Source organism: Frondihabitans sucicola, assembly GCF_030296615.1.
GTDB classification, from domain to species: Bacteria; Actinomycetota; Actinomycetes; order Actinomycetales; family Microbacteriaceae; genus Frondihabitans; species Frondihabitans sucicola.
The window spans coordinates 3,979,650-4,003,998 of the sequence record NZ_AP027732.1; the positions used below are offsets into that span (position 1 = coordinate 3,979,650).

A 24,349-nucleotide genomic window follows, 5' to 3' on the forward strand; every position below is an offset into this window, starting at 1 on the left:
ACCGCGGGTCGCGTCGCCTCCGCGGTGCCTTCGGCGACGGTCACGACGCCTCCCCCAGAGCCAGCGAGGAGACCAGGTAGCGGGGTTTCAGTCCACGCATGCCGGCGGGGTCCAGGGCCGCACGTCGCAGTCGTCTCGTGTAGTCGGCCGTCGGCGCGGTGAGGACGTCGCCCGTCTCGCCGGTCTCGACCACGGCACCCCGGCGCATCACCATGACCGTGTCGCTGATCTCCTGGACGACACCGAGGTTGTGCGAGATGACGACGTAGGTGAGCCCGGTGTCTCGCTGGATCTCGCGCAGGAGAGCCAGCACCTGCGCCTGCACCGAGACGTCGAGGGCGCTCGTCGCCTCGTCGCAGATCAGCAGCTCCGGCTTGGACGCGAGAGCTCTGGCGATTCCGATCCGCTGGCGCTGGCCGCCGGAGAACTCGGACGGGCGACGCTCGAGGGCGGTCGACGGCAGGCCGACCCGGTCGATCAGGCGTGCGGCCTCGACCCTGCGCTCGCTCGACGACCGGACGCCCTGCTGCCGGAGCGGCTCGCCGACGATCTCGCTCGCGGTCAGATGAGGGTCGAGCGAGCCGTACGGATCCTGGAAGACCATCTGGAACGTGCGGCGAAGGGGCCGCAGGCGACGCTCGGAGAGGTGCGCGAGATCGGTCCCGTTGAGCAGGATCCGGCCCGACGTCGGCTCGAGCAGCCTCATGACCGCTTTGGCGATCGTCGACTTCCCGCAGCCCGATTCGCCGACGATGGCGAGGGTCCCGCCTCGAGGCACGTCGAACGACACGTCGTCGACGGCACGCGTGGTGCCGCCCTTGACGCCGTAGTCGACGGTGAGGTTCTGGACGGAGAGGATCGGTTCAGGCACGCTCGTGCTCCTTGTCGTGCGCGGGGGCCGAGAGGGTGTCGACGGCGTGGGCGATCGTCTCGTCCCAGTCGCCCAGCGTCGGGACGGCCCCGAGCAGGTTCTTGGTGTACTCCTCGCGCGGGTTCTCCACGATCTGGCGGACGTCACCCGACTCGACGAAGGTTCCGTCCTTCATCACGTGGATGCGGTCGGAGACGAGGCGCGCGACCCCGAGATCGTGGGTGATCATCAGGATCCCGATGCCCCGCTGCTCCTGCAGCTCGAGCAGCAGGTCGAGGATTCCGGCCTGCACGGTCACGTCGAGCGCCGAGGTCGGCTCGTCGGCCACGAGGAGCTGCGGTTCGCACGCGAGGGCGGCGGCGATGAGCACGCGCTGGAGCATGCCGCCGGAGAGCTGGTGCGGGAACTTCGCAAGGACCGCCGTCGGCTCCGGGATGTGCACCTGTTCGAGCAGGCGGACGGCCCGGGCCTGCACGGCGGTGCGCCCGGAGGCCGCACCCGCGATCCTGATCGCCTCGCCGAGCTGCCCGCCGATGGTGTGCACGGGGCTGAGCGCGGTCATCGGATCCTGCGGGATGAGAGCCGTCGTGCGGCCGCGGATCTTCCGGATGGCACGGCGGTCGCCGAGGACGTCGAGCCCGGTGATCGAGACCTTCCCGGTGAGCACGGCGAGGTCGTCCGGCAGCAGCTGGAGGATCCCCATGGCGGTCGTCGACTTGCCGGAACCCGACTCGCCGATGATCGTCACGGTCTCGCCGCGATCGATGTGGAGCGAGACGCCGTCCACGGCGCGGACGATGCCGCTCGTGGTGATCAGCTCGATCGTGAGGTCCTCGACGTCGAGGAGTCGTTCGGTGTCGGTCAACGGTTCTTTCCCTTCGAGAGGAGGGCGACGAGGCCCTTCGTCCGGCGTGGCCGGTCGCGCAGCCCGTCACCGAGGAGGTTGACGCCGATGACGAGCAGCACGATGAAGATGCCGGGGACCGTCACCATCCACCACGCCGTCGTGACGTAGTCCTGTCCGTCCGAGATGATCCGGCCCCAGGTGGCGAACGGCCGCTGGGGTCCGGCGCCGAGGAAGCTCAGGGCGCTCTCGAGCAGGACGGCCTGCGCGAGCAGCAGCAGGATCACGAGGCTGGCCTGTTTGAAGACGTTGGGGACGACGTGGCGGAGCAGGATCAGCATCCGGTGCAGACCGAGGGTCCGGGCCGCCGCGACGTACGGCTTCTCGCGCTCGACCAGCACCAGGGATCTCGTCAGCCGCGCGACTTCCGGCCACTGGGCGATGGCGATCACGAAGGTGATCACCGGGATGCTGGGGCCGAAGAGCGCGACCACGAGCAGGAGCATCATCAGCAGCGGGAGCGACATCTGCGCCTCCAGCAGGCGCGAGATGACGACGTCGACCCATTTTCCGTAGAAGCCGGCGATCGATCCGAGGACGACTCCGATCAGGCCCGACACGATCACGGCCAGGATGCCGATGGTCAGCGAGATCTGGCCGCCGTGCAGCACGCGCGAGAGGAGGTCGCGTCCGAGCTGGTCGGTGCCGAACAGGTGGCCGGCCGAGAACGGTGCTTCGAGGCGGTTGCCGAGATCCTGCGCATTGGGATCCGGGAGCGGGAGCAGCTGCGCGAGGAGGATCGGGATGATCACGACCAGGGCGCTGATGGCCCCGATCCACAGTTTGAGCCGCGAGGCGGAACGGCGTCGTGCCGCCTCCGACCGCTTGATGCGGCGGCGGTCGAGAGTGCTCGCCCGAGCCGAAGGGGTGTCGGACCCGTGGGGGCCGGAACCGAGGGTGACGCTGGGGGTGCTCATGAGGCACTCGCCTTTCCGAGTCGCACGCGGGGATCGAGGAGGGGGTAGGCCAGGTCGACCACGAGCTGCACGGCGACCGCGAGGAGAGCCGTGATGAGCACCGTGGCCTGGATGAGCGGGTAGTCGCGAGTGGCGAGGGCCCGGACGATGAGGGATCCCACACCCGGCCACCCGAAGACGACCTCGACGACGACGACGCCGTTGAGCATCGCGGCGAACCGGGTTCCGAGGGCGGTGAAGACCGGGATCGCCGAGTTGCCCATCGCGTACTTCCAGGTCAGCGCCCGCTCCGAGACGCCGCGGGATCGGGCGATCGTCAGATAGGGCGCCGCGAGGTTGGCGGCCATCTCGCGCCGGACGAGCCGCGAGATCAGCGCGACCTGGAGGATGGCCACGGTCACCGTCGGGAGGACGAGGCCCGCCCAGGTGGCGAAGCCCGACGCCGGCAGGATCGGAAAGACCACCGCGAAGACGCTGAGAAGCAGGATCCCCGTCCAGAAGTCCGGCATCGACTGCCCGGCGATCGACACGACGTTGACGCCGAGCTCCTTCTTGGTGTCGGTTCGACGGGCCATCCACACACCGAGCGGGATGGAGACGATCGCCGCGAGCAGGATCGACGCGAAGGCGAGCGTCAGAGTGAACGGGAGCCGCTCGAGGACGACCTGGATCGCCGGCGCCTGGAACGAGTACGACGTTCCGAGGTTGCCGCTCAGGAGCTGCCTGATGAAGGTGCCGTACTGGACGATCAGCGGTTGATCGAGTCCGAACTGCTTCCGCACCTGGGCGAGCTGGGCGCTCGTGGCGAGAGGACCCGCGTAGGCGACTGCCGGGTTGCCGGGTGCCAGTCGGATCAGGATGAAGACGGTCGAGACGGTGAGGAAGACCGTGAGGACGCCCTGCCCGAGTCGTTTGACGATGTAGGTCATGCGTCAGCCCTCCAGGTGCACGTCGGTGAGCGGGTACGAATTGGAGTCGCTGAGCGCGAGATCCTGCACGCGGGTTCTGCGCGCGAGAATCGATTTGGGGACGAACTGCCACACGCACGGCCAGGTGTCCCAGGCGGCCTGCTGAGCCTTGACGACGATGGCGTCTCGAGCTTTCTCGTCGGGTTCGCTCGAGGCCTGGGCGATCAGCGATGCCACGGCGGGCTGCACGTAGCCCTGGTAGGTGTCGCGCGTGCGCTCCTTCTCGGCCGTGCCCGCGTACATGCCCTGCAGCACGTTGATCGCCTGGCCGGTCGGACCGCCGAAGCCGTTGCCGAGCAGGTCCCACTCGCCGCCCCTGCCCTGGCGCCAGGTCGAGATGTCGCCGCCGGCCTCGAATTCCTGCAGGGTCGTCTTGACGCCGACCTGGCCGAACATCTCCGCGAGAGCCTCCATGATCGAGGCGTCGCTGGCGAACTCACCGGTCTCCCAGATGATCTTCAGCGTGAGGCCCGTGGCCCCGAGCGACGCGAGACGGCGGCGCGCTTCGGCCGGGTCGTAGACGTACTCCCCGGTCTTGACATAGCCCTTGGTGCTCGGCGGCACGACGCCGTCGGCCTGGATGACGCTGCCGACGAGGACGTCGTGGACCAGCGCGTGTCCGTCGACGGCCATGGTCAGCGCCTCGCGGACCTTCGCGTTGGCCAACGGATGCCCGGCGGGTTTTCGGAAGTTGAAGAAGATCTGATTCATCCGAAGAGCGGAAGCGCGCTGGATCGTGATGTTGGGAAGTCCCTGGAGCTGCGTGGCGGAGTCGGGCGTGATGGAGTCGATGACGTCGACCGCGCCGCTCCGCAGAGCGATGACGCGGCTCGACTCCTCCGCGAGGAACTGGACCTCGACCCGGTCGACACCCGCCGCCTCGCCCCAGTAGTTCTCGTTGCGGCGGAGACTGTACGTCCCCGCGCCGCGATTGAACTTCGTCACCAGGAAGGGGCCGCTGCCGACGCCGCCCTGCAGCTCCGCCGGCTTGTTGGCGGCCGCCGGGGTGATGAGGATGTTGGCCATGAGCGCGTCCAGCACGGGCAGCGGCTTCTTCGTGTCGAGCGTGAAGGTGCTGTCGTCGATCTTGCCGACCGTCGGGAACTCCGGGAAGAAGCTGGCGACGAACCCGCCCTGCACCTTCGAGTACATCTCGAGAGCCGTCGCGACGTCCTCCACGGTGACCGGGGTCCCGTCGGAGTAGCGGATGCCGGGCCGCAGGTGCACCGTCCACTGCGTGGGCGCTGTCAGCTCGAACCGGTCGGCGAGCACGAGTCGCGGTGTGATGTCGGGCCCGATCTCGGTCAGGCCCTGGCGGACGGCCCGTTGAACGGTCACGGCCGCATCGAACTGGTTCAGCTTGTTGTCCAGGCTCACGAGCGACCGGTTCAGGGCGAGCGTGAGCGTGCCCTTTCCGGGAAGCCCGGTCGGGCCGGCACAGGCCGTGAGCGAAGTCACGGCGACGAAGGCGCCGGCCGCTGCACCCCATCGGAGGAGGCTGCGCCGGGACACCTGGTGGTCCGCAAAGGGAACGGTCATCGTTGACCTCTCGTACGTCGAGTCGTGGGCCCACGAGCGGGCTCCGTGGACCACTGTGGCACGGCTGCGTGTTTCGCGCAATAAGAATGGCGCGAATCACGCAGACGTGACAGGATGGCCTCATGATCACCGTCATCGCCGACGACCTCTCCGGCGCCGCCGAGACTGCCGAGCAGTTCCGGCTGCGCGGTTTCGCCGTGGTCGTCCGGCTCGCCGGGCAGGCTGGATCGCACCTCGCGAGCGAGCCGGCCACGATCGCTGTCACCGTGATCGACACCGATTCGCGCGGCCTCGACGCCGCCGAGGCCCAGGCCGCCGTGCGTGCGCACCTCGATGCGACCGCGCGCGTCTCCGATCCGAAAAATCTGCGCGTAACGCGCGATGTGGTGGTCAAGAAGATCGACTCGCTCTGGCGCGGCAACATCGCGGCCGAAGTCTCGGCCCTTCGTGCGGCGGGATTCGACCTCGTCGTCGCCGGGGCGCTTCCCGCTCTCGGCAGGAGCGTCGTCGGAGGTCTCCCCTCGCTGACGGTGCACCGTTGCACGAGTCGTCGCACTGGCGACTCGAACGACGGCCGGCGCCTCGATCGGTCGCCGAGGCCCTCGGGCTCGCCGGGTCGAGCCACATCGGCCTCGACATCGTCCGCGGCCCTGAGCTCGCGGCCGCGCTCCGGAGCGGCCTGGTCGCCGGCGGAGCCGCGGTGGTCGACGGCGAGAACGACGCCGACCTTCTGGCCACCGTCGCCGCCGCCGACTCCCTCGCTCTCGAAGCTGCCCGTGATCGTCCCGTCGCCTTCGTCGGGACCGCAGCGCTGGCCGCCGCCGTCGCCAGGCACCACGCCCCCGGGGCCGGGAACCTCCCCGGCGACACCCCTCTCACTCTCGACCGACGCCGGCCGGCCACACCGGGCCCCTCGTCGTGATCGGCTCCGGATCGGCGCCGGCCGAGCGGCACGCGGCTGCCCTCCGAGCGTCGGGAGTCGAGGTCGTCGACCTCGACCCGGGTGACGGAGCAAGCGGGATCGACGGCACGTCGCGTCGCCTCTCCGCCGCGCTGCACCGGGGATCACCCGCGGCGCTCGCCCTGCGAAGCGCCCGACGCGCCGATCCGCGCGACGCCCTCCGATCGATTCGCGAGGTCGTCTCCCGAGTGCTCGGACGCGATCCCGGCCTCGATCTCGTCATGACCGGTGGCGAAACGGCCCGGGTCGTGCTCGACCACCTGGGCATCGACTCCCTGACCCCGCTGGGGCAGGTCGAACACGGCGCGGTCGTCTGCCGCGCCTCCGACGGCCGTCTCGTGGCCACCAAGCCGGGAAGCTTCGGTGGCCCGGACGTCCTCGTCAAGCTCGTGGCACGCGTCTCCGAGCTTCGCCCGCCCAGCCTTCCCGTTCCCCCGACTCCAGGAGACCCCATGGACACCGTGCCCGCCGCCGCCAGCGACAACCGCCCCTACATCGCCGTCACCATGGGTGACGGGGCCGGTGTCGGACCCGAGATCACCGTCGGAGCGCTGGTCGACGAGGCCGCCTACCGGGACGCGCGTCCGGTGGTGATCGGAGACGCGCACCGGCTGCGCCTCGGCGCCGAGGCGCTCGGGATCACCGTCGAGGTCGTCGAGGTGAACGACCCGTCCGAGGGCGTCTTCGTCCCCGGCCGCATCAACGTGATCGATCCGCACCTGCTGTCGACGGACCTGCCGTGGGGACAGGTGTCGGCGGAGGCCGGCAACGCCGCATTCCACTACGTCCGCATCGCCAGCGAGCTCGGGATGGCCGGCAAGGTCCAGGGCATCTGCACGGCTCCGCTCAACAAGGCCGCGCTGCACGAAGCCGGACACGTCTTCCCCGGGCACACCGAGCTCCTCGCCCACTTCATGGGCGTCGGCGAGGTCTCGATGATGCTGTCCACCCCCAAGATCAAGGTCATCCACGTCACGACGCACATCGGCCTCATCGACGCGATCGCCAAGATCGAGCCCGGCCTCGTGGAACGGACGGTCCGCCGCGGCTGGGAGGCCCTCCGCCGGGCGGGCGTCGAGAACCCGCGGATCGGCGTCTGCGCGATCAACCCGCACGCCGGCGAGAACGGTCTGTTCGGATACGGGGAAGAAGCCGAGAAGATCACGCCGGCCATCGAGATCCTGCAGGCCGAGGGGATGCTCGTGGCCGGTCCGCTCCCCGCCGACACGGCGTTCTTCCTCGGCGGCCGGGGTGACTACGATCTGATCGTGGCCATGTATCACGACCAGGGACACGGTCCCGTCAAGGTTCTCGGCATCGAAGCCGGAGTCAACATCACCGTCGGCCTGCCCGTCATCCGCACCTCGGTCGACCACGGCACGGCCTTCGACATCGCAGGCACCGGCACCGTCGGCGTCGGCAGCATGATCGAGGCGCTCCGCCAGGCCGTCGAGATGTCTCCGAGGCCGGTCGCCGCATGAGCGGTGGCGCCACGGCCAGACGGCTCGACATCGTCGAACTCGCACACACCTCGGGGCTCGCGAGCGTCGAAGAGCTGTCGGCGCGCTTCGACGTCACCGCCTCGACGATAAGGCGCGACCTCGCGATCCTCACCGCCGACGGCAAGATCGCCCGCACCTACGGCGGGGCCATGGCGATCAACCCCACCGGCGGCGAGTCGTCCCTCAGCCAGCGGAACCACGAGCAGGCCGAGGCGAAGGCGGCCATCGCCCGGTACGCGCGGAGCCTCCTCCGCGACGGCGAGACGATCCTGCTCGACGCCGGTTCGTCCGTGGCCGCCCTCGCCCGAGAGATCCGCTCGGACATCTCGCTCACGGTGGCGACCACGTCGGTCGCGGTCGTCGTCGAACTGGCCGAGAGCGATCTGCTGCACGTCGAGTGCCTCGGGGAACCCTCCGGCAGACGTCCAGCGGCTTCGTCGGCCCGCTCACGGAAGCGGCCCTCGAACGGTTGACCTTCGACAGCGTCTTCCTCGGAGCGGACGGGGTGACCACGGTCGGCGGCGGAGAGATCTGCGAGGCCGACCTCCAGCAGACCCGGCTCAAAGAGCTCATGTGCCGACGCGCCGACACCGTCTACGTCCTCGCCGACTCGTCCAAGCTCGGCCGCGAGCTCTTCCACGCGCGCGCCCGACTGCCGCGCGGGTGGGTGCTCGTCACCGACTCCGAGGCGTCCGTGTCGTCGCTGGCGGAGTTCGCCGCCGCCGACGTCGACGTCCGGGTCGTCGGAGCCGGTGGACGGCTCGTCGGCGACTGACTCGTCGGCAGGCCGGGGCGCCCACCGGCCTCAGCGGGGTGCTCGCCAGACGGCCGTGTAGCGCCAGAAGAGGCGCCGGCGCACGACCACCCCGGGGAGTTCACGCCTCATGGTCCGGGCGATCTCGACGAGAGTCTCCTGCGGGAGAGCCGTCGGCGCCGACATGTTGGCGGGCGACGACGTCGCGACGCGCGGATGCGCCAGGAGCCCGACGAGCGGGTTCAGGAACAGGGAGACGAGAGCCGCCGGCAGGTCGCCGCGAGTCTCGCGGGCGAGCCCGACCACGACCCCGAGAACCGACACGCCTCGAACAGTAGCCGAGGGTGCGCTCCGCGGGAGGATCTCCGGCCTTCGGTCGGTCAGAGTTCTCGGCGCCGGTAGAGGGCGACCGCGACCGCCGCCGAAGCACCGACCAGCGCCACCCCGAGAACCAGGACGACCACGGTGAGCGCCCCACCGGGCGCACTGCCGACGGCCACCGCAGAGGTGCCGTCGAGCACGCCGGCCTGCGCCGCCACGAAGCCCCCACGCTGAGCGCGGCGACCGGGAGGAACATCATCGGCCGAGCGCGCGTGAATCCGAGGGCGAAGAACCAGGGCAGTTGGACGGCCACGCACACGACGACGACACCGAACGCGATCAGGAGCATCACCGCGGTCAGCGGCCAGCCGAACCCGTGGTGGCGGGCCGCTCCGGCAACGACCGAGACGACGAACCCGAGGCCGACGTAGACGGCCGACAGGACGAGGAGCATCGCGTACCGCCCCAGGACCACGTCGCGCCGCGAGATCGAGCTCGTCGCGTAGAGCGTGTCGAGCACGCCCCGTTCGTCGGCCTGGAAGGGATACGACACCGAGGCCGCGGCGACGACCGCGCCGACCACGATCGACGCTCCGGGCACGGGGCGCGGCCCCGACGACCAGGATGAACAGGAGCGGGATGAGCACTCGGCGGGCCTGCGTGGTGGCGACGTTGCCGATGTCGAAGCGGACGAACGTGGCGATCATGCCCGCACCAGTCCCCGCTGGTCGCCGCGAACCCTGGCCTGCTCGGCGAAGTGCACCACCACGTCGTCCGTCGAGGCGTCGTCGATGACGACGTCGGCGTCGAACAGCGCGGTGTCCGCCGACCGGATGAGGACCTCGTAGCCGCCGCTCGAATCCGAGAGGAGGCCGATGCCCGACGCGCGGGCGCGCTCGGAGAGAGCACCGGAACCGCGCGCGACCGCGAACCGCTCGTGGAGCTCGTGGAGCATTCCGTCGTAGGCGACCGTGCCGTCGTTCACGACGATGATCCGGTCGGCCAGGTCGTCCAGCTCTGCGGTGATGTGCGTGGAGAACAGGACGGTGTGCCCCGGATCGAGCATGAACTCGCGGACGATGTCGGCGAGCTCCCGACGAGCCACCGGGTCGAGCCCGCTCGTGGGCTCGTCGAGGACGAGGAGCTCGGGGCGTCTCGCGAGCGCCATGGCGAGCGACAGCTTCACGGTCTGGCCGCGCGAGAGCGCGTCGACACGGTTCCGCTCCGGGAGGCCGAACCGGGCGACGAGAGTCCGGAAGAAGGTTTCGTCCCAGCGATGGTAGAGACGTCCGATCCGGCGCCCGACCGACCGGACGCGCCATTCGGGCGCGGCCGAGATGCGATCGAGGACGACGCCGACGCGATTGTTGACGGCATCGCCGCCCGCGGCATCGCCCAGCACGGTCACGTCGCCGGTGTCCGGGGCGAGGAGGCCGAGGACGCTCTTGAGGAGCGTCGTCTTGCCGGCCCCGTTCGGCCCGACGAGCCCCGTGACGTACCCGGTCGGAACGCTAAGGTCGACGTCGCGGAGCGCGAACGAGTCGCGCCGGATCGAGAGCTGCCGGATCACGACGGCGTCGTCGGTCATTCCTGATTCCATTGTCGTTCCACTCTCCTCAGGAGGTCGTCTCGGCTGACCTGGGCCGCTCTGGCCGCCGTGACCACCTCGTCGATGCCTCGATCGACCCGCTCCTGCAGAGCCGCTGTCGCGACCGCCCGGTCGACGGGAAGCACGGCGAACCCTCGGCCGTGCTCGTTGGCGACGAGCCCCTCGGCGACGAGGTCGTTGTAGGCGCGCGTCACCGTGATGATGCTGACCCGCAGCTGCGCCGCGAGCTGTCGGAGCGACGGCAGCAGCGCCCCGTCGCGGAGGTCTCCGCCGTGGATCGCGGCGCGGACCTGCGTCTTGATCTGCTCGTACAGCGGCACGCCGCTCGTCGTCGACACGATGATCTGCACTCTGCCCCGAACCGTTCACTGTTCATGTACACCGGTACAGTAGGCGCATCGTATGCCGCGGTCAAGGCCGCTTCGCCCGCGTCGCGGACGCCAGACGGCCCGACGCGGATCACGGGAGCAGGATCACCTTCCCGTTGAGAGTGCGCGACTCCGCCAGTTCCATCGCCGCCACGACCTCCGTGAGCGGGAACCGCGCGGCGATGTTGGCGGTGACGGTGCCGTCCCGGAGGAGCTCGAAGAGACGGCCGAGGTCCGCCTCGAGGTGCCGGCGGAACCGGGCCGGGCGGAACCGGTGGCCGGCCCACAGGTCGTAGAACGTGGCCCGCTTTCCGTTGGGGAGGGCCGACCAGAGCAGCGCCTGACCGATCGCCGTGGCGAACGGGAGGAGGAGACCTCCGGGGCCTCCGACGACGCTGATGATCGAATAGGTGACCAGGGTGCCGCCCCGCGCCAGCAGGGAGAAGGCCGTGCGCGTCGTGTCGCCGCCGACGTTGTCGAAGACCGCGTCGACTCCGGCCGGCGCGAGTTCTCGGACGCGGGCCGCGAGGTCCGGGTCGGCGTAGTCGACCGGGATCACGCCGGCCGCTCGAAGCGCGTCGTGGTGGCGAGGCGACGCGGCCCCGATGACGCGGACGCCGTGATCCTGCGCGAGTTGGATCAGGATCCCTCCGACGCCTCCGTTCGCCCCGAACAGGAGGACGGTCTGACCGGGTTTCACCCGCGCCGCACGATGCAGCATCTGCCAGGCGGTGACGCCGTTGACGACGACCGTCTCGGCGTCCTCCGGGCTGACCCCGTCGGGCACGACGACGCTGTCGCGCGCCTCGACGACGGTCTGCCCGGCCCAGGCGCCGGTCTTGGTCAGCGTCGCCACGCGGCGACCGACCAGCTGCGAGTCGGCGCCCTGCCCCACCTCGAGGACACGCCCGACGAGGTCGTACCCCGGCGTGAACGGGAAGTCCGGCTGCCCGAAGTAGCGGCCCTTGCGCATCGACTGCTCGGCGAAGGAGATTCCGGTCGCCTCGACGCGGACGAGGAGCTGCCCGGGGCCGGGTGCGGGAATCGGCGCGGTGCCGACCTCCAGCCCGGACGGCTCAACGAGACCGGGGAGGACGACGCGGGTGGTGGACTCGGGTGACGCTGTCATGAGAGGTTCCCATCTTGTTGTTTGTGACTGGACAGTCACTTGTGTGGACATGAAAAAGAGCGGACACCGGCCGCGGTCAGTCGTGACGGATCCCGTGATCGACGAGACGAGCCCAGGACGAGTCGACGTCGCCGAGCCCTGCCTGGACGATCAGGTGGCACAGTTGGCCGTACGCCAGGAAACGCTGGACGGCATCGTCATCCGCGCCCGACGCGGCCGACACCGTGCGGACGACCTTCGCGATGCCCCGCCGCACGGCCTCCTGGATCTCGGGGACGTCACAGGCGCTCTGCGCGTGCACCTGGAGCGCGATCAGGCTGCGATCGTGGATCAGCGCGACGTAGGCCGTCGACATCGCATCGAGCAGCTCGGCCGAGCCGGTGCCGGCGCTCTTCTCGGCACCGGCCGTCATGGCGGCGGCGATGCGCTCGTAGCACTCGTCGACCGCGGCCACGAAGAGGCCGAGCTTGCCGTCGAACAGCCGGAACACGTAGGCGGTCGAGACGTTCGCCTCGAGCGCGACATCGGTCACGGGCGTGGCCCGATACCCGGAGCGGGCGAACACCTCGACCGCGCGGGCGAGGATCCGAACCCGCTGAGCCTCGGCCGTCGACCTGACCCCGCGGCTCCGGACCTCTGGCTTCGTCATGTGACTGATTGAACACTAACAAACGTGATCGGTCAAGGGCTCCGGCTCGGGAACGGCCCCTACAAGCGCTGTTCGTGGCGGACGGGCTTCAGACGGTCGGGCGCGTCGGCCGCCGACGGGAACTCGACGGTGAACCAGCCCCTCCTGCACGGGAAAACCCGCCTCCCGGAGGGCCGTGACGATCGTGTCGCGCCGACGACCGTGACATGCTCTCGGTGTCAGGCGTCGCAGAACAGGCGTGCCGTAATCAGTCGCAGAGGGGAACCGTGCCTGAACGTCCAACCGTCCGCGAGGTCGCGCATCGAGCCGGGGTTTCCGTCGGGACCATCTCGAACTACCTGAACAATCGAAAGCCGATCGCCGAGCCCACCAGGCTGCGGATCGAATCGGCCATCGAAGACCTGCGGTTCGTCCCCAACACGGCAGTCCGAGTCATGCGCGGCGCCAGGAGCCGCGTCATCGCGTTCCTCGTCCCCGACAGCGGAAACCCCTACTTCGCCGAGGTCCTGCGCGGGATCGAAGACGTCGCCGTGCAACACGACCACGTCGTCGTGACGTGCAATACGGGAGGCCGACAGGATCTCGAGCGGCACTACGCGCGCACCCTCGCCGAACTCCGCGTGCGAGCCACCATCGTCGTGCCCTCCGCATCGAGCGGCCAACAGCTGGCCTTCCTGCGAGAGTCGGGCTCGCACGTCGTCGGCCTCGGTCTCGGCGACTCCGCGACAGGCCACTCCGCCGTCGTCGTGGACGATGTGCACGGGGGCCGACTGGCCATGACGCATCTCCTCGAGGGCGGCCACCGCGACATCGCATACTTCGGCGGCCCCGCTGCAGAACGGCAGATCTCCGGACGTCTCGCGGGCTGCCACGCGGCAGCCGAAGAGTTCGGCGTGGATCCCGCTCGCCTCGTCCGGTACGACGCCGCCAGCAACCTTCCGGTGGATCGCTCCGCAGCAGCGCGGCAAATCCTCGACGCGCGGCCGGGTCCGACTGCGGTGGTGTGCGCAAACGACGTCCTCGCACTGGCGCTCGAGTTCGAAGCACTGCGGGCGGGCCTGCGCGTGCCGGAGGACATCGCCATCGTCGGCTACGACGATATCGAGGGCGCTTCGACGGCGCCGGTTCAGCTCACCACGATCAGACAGCCCGGCTACGAGCTCGGTCATCTCGCCGCCGAGATGGCGCTGCGAGCACCGGAGGAGACCGAGATTGCCCGATTCACGCCGGTACTCGTCATTCGCGAGTCCGCGTAACTCCACCCCGGACGCACACTCGACTCCTGAGAACCTTGACAGTCTCACCCGAGCGGAGCAGGATCACTAGTGAATCGGTTCACCGCAGGCTTTCCAAGCAAAAGTGAACTGGTTCACCGCTCACCGAAGAGAAGAGAGAAAGCCAGTGACGCAGCGACCGAAGGTGTTCGCCTACTACTTCCCGGATTGGCATAAGGATCCGCGAAACGCCTCCTGGTTCGGCGACGCGTGGGACGAATGGCAGCTGGTGAAGTCGGCCACACCGCGCTTCGACGGGCACCGGCAGCCACGGCAGCCCGCGGCAGGCTACTTCGACGAGTCCGACCCCGAGATCGCCTCGGAGCAGATCAGTCTCGCGCGCTCTCACGGAGTGGACGGTTTCCTCGTCGACTTCTACTGGTACGACGACGGCCACTACCTCAACGCGGCACTCGACCGGGGGCTGCTCGCGGCCGAGAACAGCTCCGACGTCACGATCGCTCTGATGTGGGCCAACCACGAACTCGTCGACATCTTCCCGCTCTCCGTGTCGTCCGACGAGAGGCCACGTCGGTTGCGCGACGGCGCCATCGACCGAGCGGCATTCGAAAGGATGGCGCGACACGTCGTCCAGAATTACTTCACGCAGCCGAACTACTACAGGGTCGAGGGCAAACCGTGGTTCTCCATCTACGAGATCGGCAACCTCGTGACCGGGCTCGGAGGTATCGACGAGACCCACGATGCCCTCCGGTGGTTCGACGACCTCGCCCGAGCGGCCGGTTTCGCCGGCGTACACCTCGACGCCGTCATCTGGGGCGTCGACCTCCTCCCGCGCTCGGTCGCGACCATCGGCTCCGAGTCGACGGACGTCGACCCCGTCGATCTGGTCCCCTCGCTCGGCTTCTCGTCCGTCACGTCGTACGTCTGGGTGCACCACGCGGAGATCGCCGAGTTCGACTTCCCCCGAGCCGACATGGCGGCTCTGCGCGAATCGGCCTTCGACGAGTACGAGGACTACGCCGGCCGCCTCGCCGTCCCCTTCCACCCCAACGTCACCGTCGGATGGGATTCCTCCCCTCGCCTGGCCCCCGCAGTGCCGTTCGTTCCCGGCGACTATCCTGCGTATCCGGTGTGGGACTCCACTCCGGAAGAATTCGGCGAGGGATTGCGCCGTGCCCGCCGATTCGTGAGCGAACACCCGACTCCGCACCCCATCGTCACGATCAACGCCTGGAACGAATGGTCCGAGGGATCCATGCTCCTGCCCGACACGCACCACGGAGACGGCTTCCTCCGACAGGTGCTCGAGGTGTTCGGGCCGGTCGAGAACGCGGATGCGACCGATCGCGTTCTCGACGCCGAGGACGAAGGCCGTGAGCCTCTCGAGCCGGTGTCCGCATCCGGATCCGAGGAAGTGCGATGACGCCGCGACTCCCCCATCCGTCTCCACGGACCGTCGAGACCTGGATGACGATCGAGATCGAGGTGACCGCCGAGCAGGATCACCCGGACCCGACGGAGATCGACGTGGACGCGGTCTTCACCTCGGACGACGGCCGAACGATCCGTCGCCCGGCGTTCTGGGACGGCGATGGGATCTGGCGGATCCGCTTCGCTCCGACCGGCCCCGGCGACTGGGCGATGGTCACGTCCTCGAGCGTGGCCGATCCGGGGCTCGAGGGCGTCACGGAGATCGTTCGAGCCCTCCCGTACGCAGGTGGGCTCGAAATCTACCGGCGAGGCTTTCTGCGGGTGGCGCCGTCGGGCCGCCATTTCGAATACGCGGATTCGACCCCGTTCTTCTACTTGGGCGACACGCACTGGATCCTGCCGCACGAGCGGTTCGAGACCTCCAACGCACCCGGTGTCGACTCGCAGTTCCGCCACCTGGTCGACGTCCGAGTCGGGCAAGGCTTCACCGTGTACCAGTCGGAGCCGATCTGGCAGCCTCACGCGGACGACCCTCGCCCCCACGATGCCGCCGACGAGGAGCACGTCGCGAACCTGACGACGGGCTTCGACGAGTTCGACCTCCCCGGCTTCCGGAACCTCGACCGCAAGTTCCGATACATCGCCGAGCAGGGCCTCGTCCACGCCAACGCCCAGATCACCTGGGTGCTCGACCCGGTCAAGCACCCCGAGATCTTCACGGCCGCGTTCATGGCGCGCATGGCCCGGTACTGGGTCGCGAGGTACGGCAGCTACCCCGTCATCTGGACCATCGGTCAGGAGATCGACCCGGACATGTACCACCAGTACTCAGCCGACGCGTTGGAGGTCTGGTTCGCCGTCGGGCGTGCGATCGAGCAGAACGACGACTACGGCCACGTCATCATGCCCCACATGGAGAACACGGCGTCGGCCACGGCGTCGACGTCGAGTTGGAAGGACCACAGTTTCCATCACGCCTTCGGAGCACAGGTCGACACCTGGAACACCGCGGCCATCCGCGACTTCTGGGAGCAGCCGTCGCCGAAGCCCTCGGTCGTCTACGAGACGCGGTACGACGGCTTCTGGACGGACGACGCCGGAGCCGTGGCAGCCGGGTACAACGCGTTTCAGCTCGGGCTCTTCGGCTACGGCTACGGAGCCTCCGGCATCTGGAACGACGTCTACTCCCGACCGGGTGAGGCGGCCGACTTCGGCACGGACTACGAGCTCCCCGAGCGCTACTCATGGTGGTTCGACAGCGTCTCCAAACCAGCCGGAACCCAGCTCGGTCTCCTTCGGACGTTCTACGAGTCCTTGGACTGGTGGCGCCTGGAACCCCGGTTCGACGACCCCGCCTGGGGCGTCCTCGAAGACGGTCACTACGTGGCGACGATCGCCCACGACACCTACGTCGTCGCTCTCGCCCACCCCAGCGCGCTCGCGACCAACGGTGTCATCAGAGGCCTCGAAAACGCTGCCTACGACGCCTCGTGGTTCGACCCGCGCTCCGGTCGATCGCTCGCAGCCTCTTCCGGCTTCGTCTCGGCGAGCGGGGAGTGGCGACTCCCTCCCGCCCCCAGCTCCGCGCTCTGGATCCTTCTCGTCACCCGATCGAACTGAACACCGCCCCGGCTCCCGCCGGACACCGCAGCATGGTGAACCCCGTCACCAGCTCGCCCCATCACAATGAAGTGGAAGGAAGCTCCATGTACACGGCAAGTCTCCTCAGGCGCCCGAACCGGCGCGTACGACTCCTCGCGGCCTGCGCCGTCCTCGCATCCGGCGCACTCGTGCTCAGCGGATGTTCCTCGACCACCAGCGCGAGCACGAAGAAAGAGGTGAGCGTCGGAGTCGACGACACCAGCTTCTCGTTCAGCCCCAGCAGCCAGGATCGGATGGCCACGTCGCTGGTCTACGACTTCCTCTTCAGTCACGACACCTCGGGTTACCACGCGCGCGCGGCCACATACTCGTACAACACGGGCAACACCGTTCTCAGCATCACGCTCCGCAAGGGCCTCACCTTCGCGGACGGTTCGGCGATCGACGCCGACGTGATCAAGGCCAACATCCTGTGGGCGAAAGACAACGGCGCCTTCTTCAGTTCGATCACCGGTGTCGACGTCACCGGCGACCAGACGCTCGTCGTCCACCAGTCGCACGCCGATCAGAACGTCATGCTCTCGCTCTTCGCGATGCCGATCGTGTCGACGGACACTCTCAAGGACCCCAAGAAATTCGCCGACGAGCCGGACTCGTCCGGCCCCTACCGGTTGGAGAAGAAGGGCACGACCTCCGGAGCGACGTACGCTTTCTCGCGCAACCCGCACTACTGGGACGCGAAGCACTTCCCGTACGACAAGGTCTCGGTCAAACTGTTGTCCGACGAGACGTCCAGGATCAACGCGCTCAAGAGCGGTCAGATCGACGTGGCGCCCGTGGGTGCGACGACCGCGGCCGACGCGAAGGGCTCCGGGTTCACGCTCAACCAGTTCTACTCGGGCACCGCCGGAATGATCCTCGGCGATCGAGCGGGCAAGATCCTGAAGCCGCTCGGCGACGTTCGCGTGCGGCAGGCGATGAACATGGCGTTCGACCGCAAGGCCATGGTCAAGTCGATCTACGCCGGCTACGCCAAGCCCAGCAGCCAGCCGTTCCAGGAGGGAACCCCGGGCTACCAGTCCGACGAGGCGAACAAGTACGCCTACGACCCCAAGGGCGCCAAGAAACTCCTGAGCGAGGCGGGCTATCCGAACGGCTTCGCTCTCACACTGCCGACGTACGAGCCGATCACCGGCAGCGTCCAGTCCTACATCAAGCAGGCTCTCGGCGACATCGGCATCCGAGTCACCTTCCAAGCGTTCAACGACGACACCTGGGTCGGAGCCTTCTCCGGCGGCAAGTATCCGGTCGCAACGCTCGGCCTGCCGTTCAGCCAGACCGCCGATACAGCCGACCCGAGCTTCTTCTGGAATCCGTGGCACAACAGCGACCCCAAGGCCGTGTCGCTCCTCGGCCAGATCAACGCCGGGACACCGGCGCAGGCAGCCAAGGCCACCGACGCCCTCGGAAAGCTGCAGCTCGACGACGCTTGGTGGGTCGTCTGGGCCACCCCGGCCACGATCTGGGCGTCGACCACCGACGTGAAGGTCAATGCCCCGCAGTACGCCGACTGGGTGTCCATGTACGACATCCAGACAGCGAAGTGATCGCATGAGCAGCCCAATCGCAGACCTCCCTCGCACGTTGCGGGGAGGCCCACGGTGATCGTCTACGTCCTGCGACGGCTCGGCGCCGGCGTCGTCGTCTTCCTCTCCGTGACCGCTCTCACCTACGCCCTCTTCCACGCCCGCGGAGGTGACGCGCTCGCGCGCCACTTCCTGCCGGTGAACGCGAGCGCCGAACAGGTGCACCGCACGGCAGGATCACTCGGGCTCCTGCGTCCGCTGCACGTGCAGTACCTGGAATGGCTGGGAGATCTCCTCCACGGGAGCCTCGGCTTCTCCTTCGACTCCGACCAGTCCGTTCTCGGCATCCTGGCGAACCGCCTGCCGGTGACCCTCAGTCTCGTCGTGATGAGCCTGATCATCACCATCGTCATCGGGGTGCCGCTGGGTGTCCTCGCGGCCACCCGCGGCGGGGTGCTCGACCGGGGTCTCCAGGTGCTGACGGTCGTGGTCCAAGCGGTGCCCGGATACTGGCTCGCACTGATCCTGGCCATCGTCTTCGGGCTCGTGCTGCGGCTCGTGCCGGCGACCGGTTACGTGCCGCTCAGCGTCTCGCCGACGGGGTGGTTCTCGACGATGATCCTGCCGGCGCTCGCCATCGCGCTCGGTGCGGTCGCCTTCGTCGCGGCCCAGATTCGCGGGACGATGCTGGACGTCCTGCAGCAGGACTACATCCGAACCATTCGCTCCCGCGGAATCTCCAGTCGATCGATCGTCCTGAAACACGCCCTTCGGAATGCAGCACCACCGATGCTGACCGTCCTGTCCCTCCAGGTCATCTCGCTCCTCGGTGGAGCCGTCATCGTGGAACGGATCTTCGCCCTGCCCGGTCTCGGTTCGATCTCCGTGTCAGCCGGCCAGCAGGGCGACGCACCGGTCGTCCTCGGAACGGTCATGTACATGGTGATCGTCGTGGTCGTCGTCAATCTCGCCACGGACGTCCTGAACGGATTCCTCAACCCGAAGGTGAGGATCCGATGACCGCCGACGTCCTCCTGACGACCTCGCAGCCGCCGATGGCCCGCCGAGGAGTCTTCAAGCAGCTTCTGCGCAACCCCTGGCAGCGGCCGCGATGATCATCCTCACCCTCGCGGCCGTCGTCGCCGTGATCGAGCCGTGGATCCTGCCGTTCCCGCCGGAACGTGTCCAGATCCAGCTCACGAATGCGGCACCGTTCACCACCGAGTACCTCCTCGGCGGAGACAAGTTCGGCCGGGACATCCTGTCCGAGCTGATCGCGGGCACTCGCGACGCAATCCTGGCCAGCCTGATCCTGACGTCGATCGCCGTCGGCCTGGGCACCGCCTTCGGTCTCGTGGCCGGGTACTTCGGCGGCATCATCGACACCGTCTGCACGTGGGTCTTCGGCGTCCTGATCGCCGTGCCCGGCATCATTCTGCTCATCGCGCTGTACACGCTGATCGACATCTCGATGCCCGTCGCGATGGCGGCGCTCGGCGTGCTGTCGTCGACAGGCATCTTCTACCTCGTACGGAGTCTGACAAGGAACGTCCGGAACGAACCGTACGTCGACGCCGCGCGGGTCTCCGGGCTGTCGAACCTCCGGATCGTAGGGCGGCACGTGCTTCTGGCAATCCGAGGACCGATCGTGATCCTGGCCGCGTTCCTCGCCGGCGGAGCGCTCGCGGTCTCGGCTGGGCTCGACTTCCTCGGACTCGGCGACAGCAGCAAGGCGAGCTGGGGCAGCATCCTCAACGACGCCTTCGGCAACTACTACATCGCACCGTGGCAGCTGATCTGGCCGGGACTCACCCTCGGGCTCGTCATGGCGAGCTTCGTGATCCTCGGCAACGCGATGCGCGATGCCATGGAAGGCACGTACATCAAGCCGAGCGCTCGGGCTCGCCGCAGGGAGGTCGCCGAGGCGCTCCGGCACGCGGGCATCCGCGAACAGGATCGCGAGGCCGGAGGCAGCGCCCCGACGGAACGCTCCGATGCGCTCCTCGACGTCTCCGACCTGCGCGTCGGCTACCGCAACGGCGACTCCCTGCGTTCCGTCATCCGAGGCGTGTCGTTCCAGGTCCGAACCGGCGAGGTGCTCGGCCTGGTCGGCGAGTCGGGGTCGGGCAAGACGCAGACGGTCTTCTCCGCTCTGGGACTGCTGCCCGAGAGCGCAATCGTCATCGGTGGCAGCATTCGGCTCGACGGTCACGAGTTGCTCGGGCGATCGGAGCGCGAGCTGTCCCGGTTCCGGGGCGCGCAGATGGCCTACGTCCCCCAGGAGCCGATGTCGAACCTCGACCCGTCGTTCCGCGTCGGGCCACAGATCGTCGAGGGCATCCGCGTCCAGACGGACCTCGGCCGACGCGAGGCGACCAGCCTGGCGCTGGACATGCTCGAGAAGGTGGGCATCCGCGATCCCCGACGGACCTTCCGCTCGTATCCGCACGAGATCTCTGGCGGCATGGCCCAGCGCGTCCTGATCGCGGCCGCGATCGCGTGCAAGCCGAAGCTGCTGATCGCCGACGAGCCGACCACGGCCCTGGACGTCACCGTCCAGGCCGAAGTCCTCGACCTCCTGCGCGATCTCCAGCAGGAATTCCGGATGGGCGTCCTGATCGTCACCCACAACCTCGGCGTGGTCGCCGACCTGTGCGACCGGGTCATCGTCATGCGCGAGGGCGAGATCGTCGAAACGGGCGACGTCGGCGACGTCCTCAAGCGGCCGAGCCACGAGTACACGAAGACCCTCCTCGACTCGCTCCTCGACGAGGCGGAACCGAAAACCGAGTCACCCTCTCGAGAGGAGAGCGCCCGTGTCTGAACCGGTACTCGACGTGAAGGGGCTCAGGGTCAGCTACGGCCGGGGGCGTTCGACGAAAGAGGTGCTGAAGGACGTCGACGTGCGAATCGACGCCGGTGAGACCCTCGGCCTCGTTGGAGAGTCCGGCTCCGGCAAGACGACTCTGGGCCGTGCCGTTCTCGGCCTCGCCCCCGTGTCCGGTGGGACGATCCGCTTTCTCGGCTCCGACATCACGCGCGCCTCGCCGCGCGAACGACGTGCCATCGCGCCGAACCTGCAGGTCGTCTTCCAGGACCCGTACGCGTCTCTGAATCCGGCGATGACGATTCGGAACATCCTCACCGAACCGCTGATCGCGCAGGGCATGCCGTCGAAGCAGGCGGGTACCCAGGTCAGAGAGCTCCTGGATCGCGTCGCGATGCCGACGGACTCGCTCGACCGTTACTCGAGGAGTTCTCCGGCGGCCAACGCCAGCGCGTCGCCATCGCTCGAGCACTGGCACTCGATCCGAAGCTGATCGTCTGCGACGAGCCCGTGTCCGCTCTCGATCTCACGACGCAGCTGAGGGTGCTGGACCTCCTGTTCGAGATCCAGGAGCGGACCGGCGTCGCCTACCTGTTCATCTCCCACGACCTCGCGGTCGTGCGGCACATCTCGCATCGCGTCGCGGTCATGAGCCAGGGCGAGATCGTCGAGACGGGTTCGGCGGTTCAGGTCACCCAGCATCCGCAGCATCCCTACACGCAGCGGCTGTGGGCGGCGAACCTCGTGGCGGATCCGGTGGCCCAGGCGAAGCGGAGGGCGATCCGGCGCGGCCTGGCCGAAGCGGATCCGGGAGTCGGGCTGTCGGCGTGACGGCGGGGCCGTCCACCGACGCGTCGCCGCGCCGCACCGGAGCCCCGACCCTGGGTCAGGCGCGTGCGCGCCAACCGCGACCGCGCGCGCGGACGGCGAGCACGATGCCCTCGATCGGGAACACGAGGTACGCGAGCAGGAAGCTGAGGTGCGACCCGTTCGCGGAGTGGTCAGAGGCCGCCAGGATCAGCAGGACGACGATCACGACGATGGCGACGGCGATCGGCACGAGCCACGCGACGAGCTTCTCGGTGCGCGACCAGGCCCTCGCGATGCTCACCCAGACCAGGCCGACCAGGGCACCGACTCCCGGCACGACGATCGACCCGAGGATGAGCACGAGCACCGCGGCGATCGACAGCGTCCGCCCGGGGGCGGTGGTTTCTGACACCGGGGTCGGACTGGCCGCTCGGGCCTCAGCGGCGATGAACGCCGGGTCGCCGAGAGTGGCGATGCGGGCTTCGGATTCGGTCTGGTCGAGACCCTGGAGCTCTTCGCGGATGCCGGCCACGATGTCGGTGCTCACCTCCGGCGGGACGTCGGCCAGCTCGGTCTGGAGCCGGGCCAGGTAGTCGGTGACGTTCTTCGGGGTGGTGTCGGTCATGATTCGTCCTCTCCGACGAGTTGCTGAACCGTGGCGGTGAACGGACCCCACTGGCGCCGAAAGGCGTCGAGCTGAGCCGTGCCGGCTGCGGTCAGGCGGTAGTACTTTCGGACGGGGCCGGCAGCCGAGGCCTCGTCGTAGGCGGTTGCGAGCCCCTGACCGCGCAGGCGTGACAGGATCGGATAGAGCGTGCCGATGCTCGCGATCATGCCCGCCGAGACGAGCCGCTCGGACAGCTGCCAGCCGTACATCGGTTCGCGAGCGAGCAGCCCGAGCACGCAGTATTCGACCACTCCCTTGCGGAGCTGAGTCGCCACGTCGGCTGTCATGCACTACAAGGTACCTTGCACTGCCGACTACCGCAAGGTCGCCCTCTCCGGCGCTCGCGACGCACGCGGCCTTCGGGAACTCCGCCAGGCGTTCGCGCCACCGCGGGCGTGAGTAGCATGCGCGGTGGAACACCTCGGCAGGCGAGAGAGCGGAGAGACCGTGGCCATTCAGCGCATGGACAACGTGGGCGTCGTCGTCGACGACCTCGACGCGGCCGTCGCCTTCTTCCTCGAGCTCGGCATGGAGCTCGAGGGCAGGACGACGATCGAGGGACCCTGGGCGGACGACACGGTCGGACTCGCAGGCGTCAGGAGCGAGATCGCGATGGTGCGCACTCCCGATGGCCACGGCAAACTCGAGCTGAGCACCTTCTCGTCGCCCGCTCCGGCCGCCCGGCCCCAGGATCCGCCGCCCAACACCATCGGCCAGCACCGCGTCATGTTCGCCGTCGACGACCTCGACGCCACGCTCGAGCGGCTGCGCCCGCACGGAGCGGAGGTGCTGGGCCGCGTCGCCGACTACGAGGGCGTCTTCCGGCTCTGCTATCTTCGCGGCCCGTCGGGGATCATCGTCGCCCTAGCCGAGGAGGTCGGCTGACTCCGCCGCCCCGGCGCCGCGACCAGCGGGATCGCCGAAGCGCCCGCCACCGCAAGGTGACGGGCGCTTCTCGGGCGGGCCTTCCGCCTCAGAGGACCAGGAGCCCCTGGGTCTTCGACGTGGCGGCAGCGAACCGGGCCTGGACGTTCTCCCAGTTGACGACGTTCCAGAAGGCCTTGACGTAGTCGGCGCGGACGTTCTTGTAGTCGAGGTAGTAGGCGTGCTCCCAGACGTCGAGCAGCAGCAGCGGCACGAGGCCGAACGGGATGTTGCCCTGCTGGTCGAACAGCTGGAACGTGGTGAGGTTCTGGCCGATGACGTCGTACGCCAGGACGGCCCAGCCGGAGCCCTGCACGCCGAGGGCCACGGCGGTGAACTGCGCGACGAACTTGTCGAACGACCCGAACTGGTCGTCGATCGCGCTCGCGAGGTCGCCGGTGGGCTTGTCGCCGCCGTCGGGGCTGAGGATCGTCCACCAGATGGAGTGGTTCACGTGGCCGCCGAGGTTGAACGCCAGGTCTTTCTCGAGCTTGTTGATGTTCGCCAGGTTGCCGGACTCGCGAGCTTCCGCGATCTGCGCCAGCGCCGTGTTCGCACCGGTGACGTAGGTCTGGTGGTGCTTGTCATGGTGCAGCTCGGTGATCTGGGCCGAGATGTGCGGGGCGAGTGCCGCGTAGTCGTAGGGCAGGTCGGGAAGAGTGTATTCAGCCACGTTCAGTCGCTTTCTGTCGAAATTTCCGTGTTGTGCGGATTCAGGTCAAGCGTAGGATCTCAAGTGCGCTTGAGGTCAAGCCAACTCCCAGATTGGACG

General features: G+C 68.5%; 23 protein-coding genes and 4 pseudogenes. 12 read left to right on the forward strand and 15 right to left on the reverse strand.

Features of this window, described 5'->3' with window-relative positions:
* Nucleotides 1–40 precede the first annotated feature (40 nt).
* Genes QUE79_RS20430 through QUE79_RS20450 form a run of 5 tightly spaced genes read right to left on the reverse strand, consistent with a single transcriptional unit; the run spans nucleotide 41 to nucleotide 5,199 of the window.
* Nucleotides 41–871, reverse strand: a complete 831-nt coding sequence (locus tag QUE79_RS20430) for an ATP-binding cassette domain-containing protein (protein WP_286344667.1) — start codon at nucleotides 869–871, stop codon at nucleotides 41–43.
* The gene (locus QUE79_RS20435) at nucleotides 864–1,736 is read right to left on the reverse strand and encodes an ABC transporter ATP-binding protein (protein WP_286344668.1); all 873 of its coding nucleotides are present in this window, start codon (nucleotides 1,734–1,736) and stop codon (nucleotides 864–866) included. The genes QUE79_RS20430 and QUE79_RS20435 overlap by 8 nt, the downstream gene beginning before the upstream one ends.
* Nucleotides 1,733–2,692: an ABC transporter permease gene (locus QUE79_RS20440; RefSeq protein ID WP_286344669.1), complete on the reverse strand. Its 960-nt coding sequence runs from the start codon at nucleotides 2,690–2,692 to the stop codon at nucleotides 1,733–1,735. Before QUE79_RS20440 ends, QUE79_RS20435 begins: the two co-directional genes overlap by 4 nt.
* On the reverse strand, nucleotides 2,689–3,621 hold the full coding sequence (locus QUE79_RS20445; protein ID WP_286344670.1) for an ABC transporter permease: 933 nt from the start codon (nucleotides 3,619–3,621) through the stop codon (nucleotides 2,689–2,691). The genes QUE79_RS20440 and QUE79_RS20445 overlap by 4 nt, the downstream gene beginning before the upstream one ends.
* A 3-nt stretch (nucleotides 3,622–3,624) precedes the next feature.
* The gene (locus QUE79_RS20450) at nucleotides 3,625–5,199 is read right to left on the reverse strand and encodes an ABC transporter substrate-binding protein (RefSeq protein ID WP_286344671.1); all 1,575 of its coding nucleotides are present in this window, start codon (nucleotides 5,197–5,199) and stop codon (nucleotides 3,625–3,627) included.
* A gap of 122 nt (nucleotides 5,200–5,321) precedes the next feature.
* Between QUE79_RS20450 and QUE79_RS20455 the strand changes: the two are divergent.
* From QUE79_RS20455 to QUE79_RS20470, 4 genes and pseudogenes are all read left to right on the forward strand, one after another.
* A pseudogene (locus tag QUE79_RS20455) lies at nucleotides 5,322–5,657 on the forward strand (four-carbon acid sugar kinase family protein); the annotation flags it as partial.
* Nucleotides 5,658–5,737: 80 nt separating this feature from the next.
* Nucleotides 5,738–6,121, forward strand: a complete 384-nt coding sequence (locus QUE79_RS20460) for a hypothetical protein (RefSeq protein ID WP_286346873.1) — start codon at nucleotides 5,738–5,740, stop codon at nucleotides 6,119–6,121.
* Nucleotides 6,118–7,641, forward strand: coding sequence for a 4-hydroxythreonine-4-phosphate dehydrogenase PdxA (gene pdxA, locus QUE79_RS20465; RefSeq protein WP_286344672.1), 1,524 nt, complete (start codon nucleotides 6,118–6,120; stop codon nucleotides 7,639–7,641). The genes QUE79_RS20460 and pdxA overlap by 4 nt, the downstream gene beginning before the upstream one ends.
* A pseudogene (locus QUE79_RS20470) lies at nucleotides 7,638–8,437 on the forward strand (DeoR/GlpR family DNA-binding transcription regulator). The gene pdxA and the pseudogene QUE79_RS20470 overlap by 4 nt, the downstream one beginning before the upstream one ends.
* A gap of 30 nt (nucleotides 8,438–8,467) precedes the next feature.
* On the opposite strand, the gene QUE79_RS20475 reads toward QUE79_RS20470, so the two are convergent.
* The 7 genes and pseudogenes from QUE79_RS20475 to QUE79_RS20505 form a co-directional block, all read right to left on the reverse strand.
* Nucleotides 8,468–8,740, reverse strand: coding sequence for a hypothetical protein (locus QUE79_RS20475; RefSeq protein WP_286344673.1), 273 nt, complete (start codon nucleotides 8,738–8,740; stop codon nucleotides 8,468–8,470).
* Nucleotides 8,741–8,796: 56 nt separating this feature from the next.
* Nucleotides 8,797–8,955, reverse strand: a complete 159-nt coding sequence (locus QUE79_RS20480) for a hypothetical protein (RefSeq protein ID WP_286344674.1) — start codon at nucleotides 8,953–8,955, stop codon at nucleotides 8,797–8,799.
* Nucleotides 8,956–9,020: 65 nt separating this feature from the next.
* Nucleotides 9,021–9,338, reverse strand: a pseudogene (locus tag QUE79_RS25920) (ABC-2 transporter permease); the annotation flags it as partial.
* Nucleotides 9,339–9,440: 102 nt separating this feature from the next.
* Nucleotides 9,441–10,325, reverse strand: coding sequence for an ABC transporter ATP-binding protein (locus tag QUE79_RS20490; RefSeq protein ID WP_286344676.1), 885 nt, complete (start codon nucleotides 10,323–10,325; stop codon nucleotides 9,441–9,443).
* Nucleotides 10,322–10,696 carry a GntR family transcriptional regulator gene (locus QUE79_RS20495; protein WP_286344677.1) on the reverse strand — a complete coding sequence of 125 codons (375 nt, stop codon included), beginning with the start codon at nucleotides 10,694–10,696 and terminating at the stop codon, nucleotides 10,322–10,324. The genes QUE79_RS20490 and QUE79_RS20495 overlap by 4 nt, the downstream gene beginning before the upstream one ends.
* 109 nt (nucleotides 10,697–10,805) lie before the next feature.
* On the reverse strand, nucleotides 10,806–11,843 hold the full coding sequence (locus QUE79_RS20500; RefSeq protein WP_286344678.1) for a medium chain dehydrogenase/reductase family protein: 1,038 nt from the start codon (nucleotides 11,841–11,843) through the stop codon (nucleotides 10,806–10,808).
* A 76-nt stretch (nucleotides 11,844–11,919) separates the two neighbouring features.
* Complete coding sequence (locus QUE79_RS20505) at nucleotides 11,920–12,492, reverse strand: TetR/AcrR family transcriptional regulator (RefSeq protein WP_286344679.1); 573 nt, start codon at nucleotides 12,490–12,492, stop codon at nucleotides 11,920–11,922.
* 266 nt (nucleotides 12,493–12,758) lie between these two features.
* Between QUE79_RS20505 and QUE79_RS20510 the strand changes: the two genes are divergently transcribed.
* From QUE79_RS20510 to QUE79_RS20540, 7 genes and pseudogenes are all read left to right on the forward strand, one after another.
* Nucleotides 12,759–13,748, forward strand: a complete 990-nt coding sequence (locus QUE79_RS20510; RefSeq protein ID WP_286344680.1) for a LacI family DNA-binding transcriptional regulator — start codon at nucleotides 12,759–12,761, stop codon at nucleotides 13,746–13,748.
* A 145-nt stretch (nucleotides 13,749–13,893) separates the two neighbouring features.
* On the forward strand, nucleotides 13,894–15,153 hold the full coding sequence (locus tag QUE79_RS20515) for a glycoside hydrolase family 99-like domain-containing protein (RefSeq protein ID WP_286344681.1): 1,260 nt from the start codon (nucleotides 13,894–13,896) through the stop codon (nucleotides 15,151–15,153).
* Nucleotides 15,150–16,781: a DUF5060 domain-containing protein gene (locus QUE79_RS20520; RefSeq protein ID WP_286344682.1), complete on the forward strand. Its 1,632-nt coding sequence runs from the start codon at nucleotides 15,150–15,152 to the stop codon at nucleotides 16,779–16,781. The genes QUE79_RS20515 and QUE79_RS20520 overlap by 4 nt, the downstream gene beginning before the upstream one ends.
* An 86-nt stretch (nucleotides 16,782–16,867) precedes the next feature.
* On the forward strand, nucleotides 16,868–18,370 hold the full coding sequence (locus QUE79_RS20525; protein ID WP_286344683.1) for an ABC transporter substrate-binding protein: 1,503 nt from the start codon (nucleotides 16,868–16,870) through the stop codon (nucleotides 18,368–18,370).
* Nucleotides 18,371–18,424: 54 nt separating this feature from the next.
* Nucleotides 18,425–19,369 (forward strand): ABC transporter permease, encoded by a 945-nt coding sequence (locus tag QUE79_RS20530; RefSeq protein ID WP_286344684.1) that lies wholly within the window; start codon nucleotides 18,425–18,427, stop codon nucleotides 19,367–19,369.
* 91 nt (nucleotides 19,370–19,460) lie between these two features.
* Nucleotides 19,461–21,173, forward strand: coding sequence for a dipeptide/oligopeptide/nickel ABC transporter permease/ATP-binding protein (locus tag QUE79_RS20535; RefSeq protein WP_286344685.1), 1,713 nt, complete (start codon nucleotides 19,461–19,463; stop codon nucleotides 21,171–21,173).
* Nucleotides 21,166–22,007 (forward strand): annotated as a pseudogene (locus QUE79_RS20540) (ATP-binding cassette domain-containing protein). The gene QUE79_RS20535 and the pseudogene QUE79_RS20540 overlap by 8 nt, the downstream one beginning before the upstream one ends.
* 55 nt (nucleotides 22,008–22,062) lie before the next feature.
* On the opposite strand, the gene QUE79_RS20545 reads toward QUE79_RS20540, so the two are convergent.
* Together QUE79_RS20545 and QUE79_RS20550 are read right to left on the reverse strand one after the other, a co-directional pair.
* Entirely contained in the window at nucleotides 22,063–22,611 is a 549-nt protein-coding gene (locus tag QUE79_RS20545; protein WP_286344686.1) for an HAAS signaling domain-containing protein, read from the reverse strand.
* A complete protein-coding gene (locus QUE79_RS20550; protein ID WP_286344687.1) occupies nucleotides 22,608–22,940 on the reverse strand; it encodes a PadR family transcriptional regulator in 333 nt (110 codons plus the stop codon). The genes QUE79_RS20545 and QUE79_RS20550 overlap by 4 nt, the downstream gene beginning before the upstream one ends.
* A 160-nt stretch (nucleotides 22,941–23,100) precedes the next feature.
* Here QUE79_RS20550 and QUE79_RS20555 point away from each other — a divergent pair, with 160 nt between their 5' ends.
* Entirely contained in the window at nucleotides 23,101–23,538 is a 438-nt protein-coding gene (locus QUE79_RS20555; protein WP_286344688.1) for a VOC family protein, read from the forward strand.
* A gap of 88 nt (nucleotides 23,539–23,626) precedes the next feature.
* On the opposite strand, the gene QUE79_RS20560 is transcribed toward QUE79_RS20555, so the two are convergent.
* Nucleotides 23,627–24,250: a superoxide dismutase gene (locus tag QUE79_RS20560; RefSeq protein ID WP_286344689.1), complete on the reverse strand. Its 624-nt coding sequence runs from the start codon at nucleotides 24,248–24,250 to the stop codon at nucleotides 23,627–23,629.
* Nucleotides 24,251–24,349: the final 99 nt, after the last annotated feature.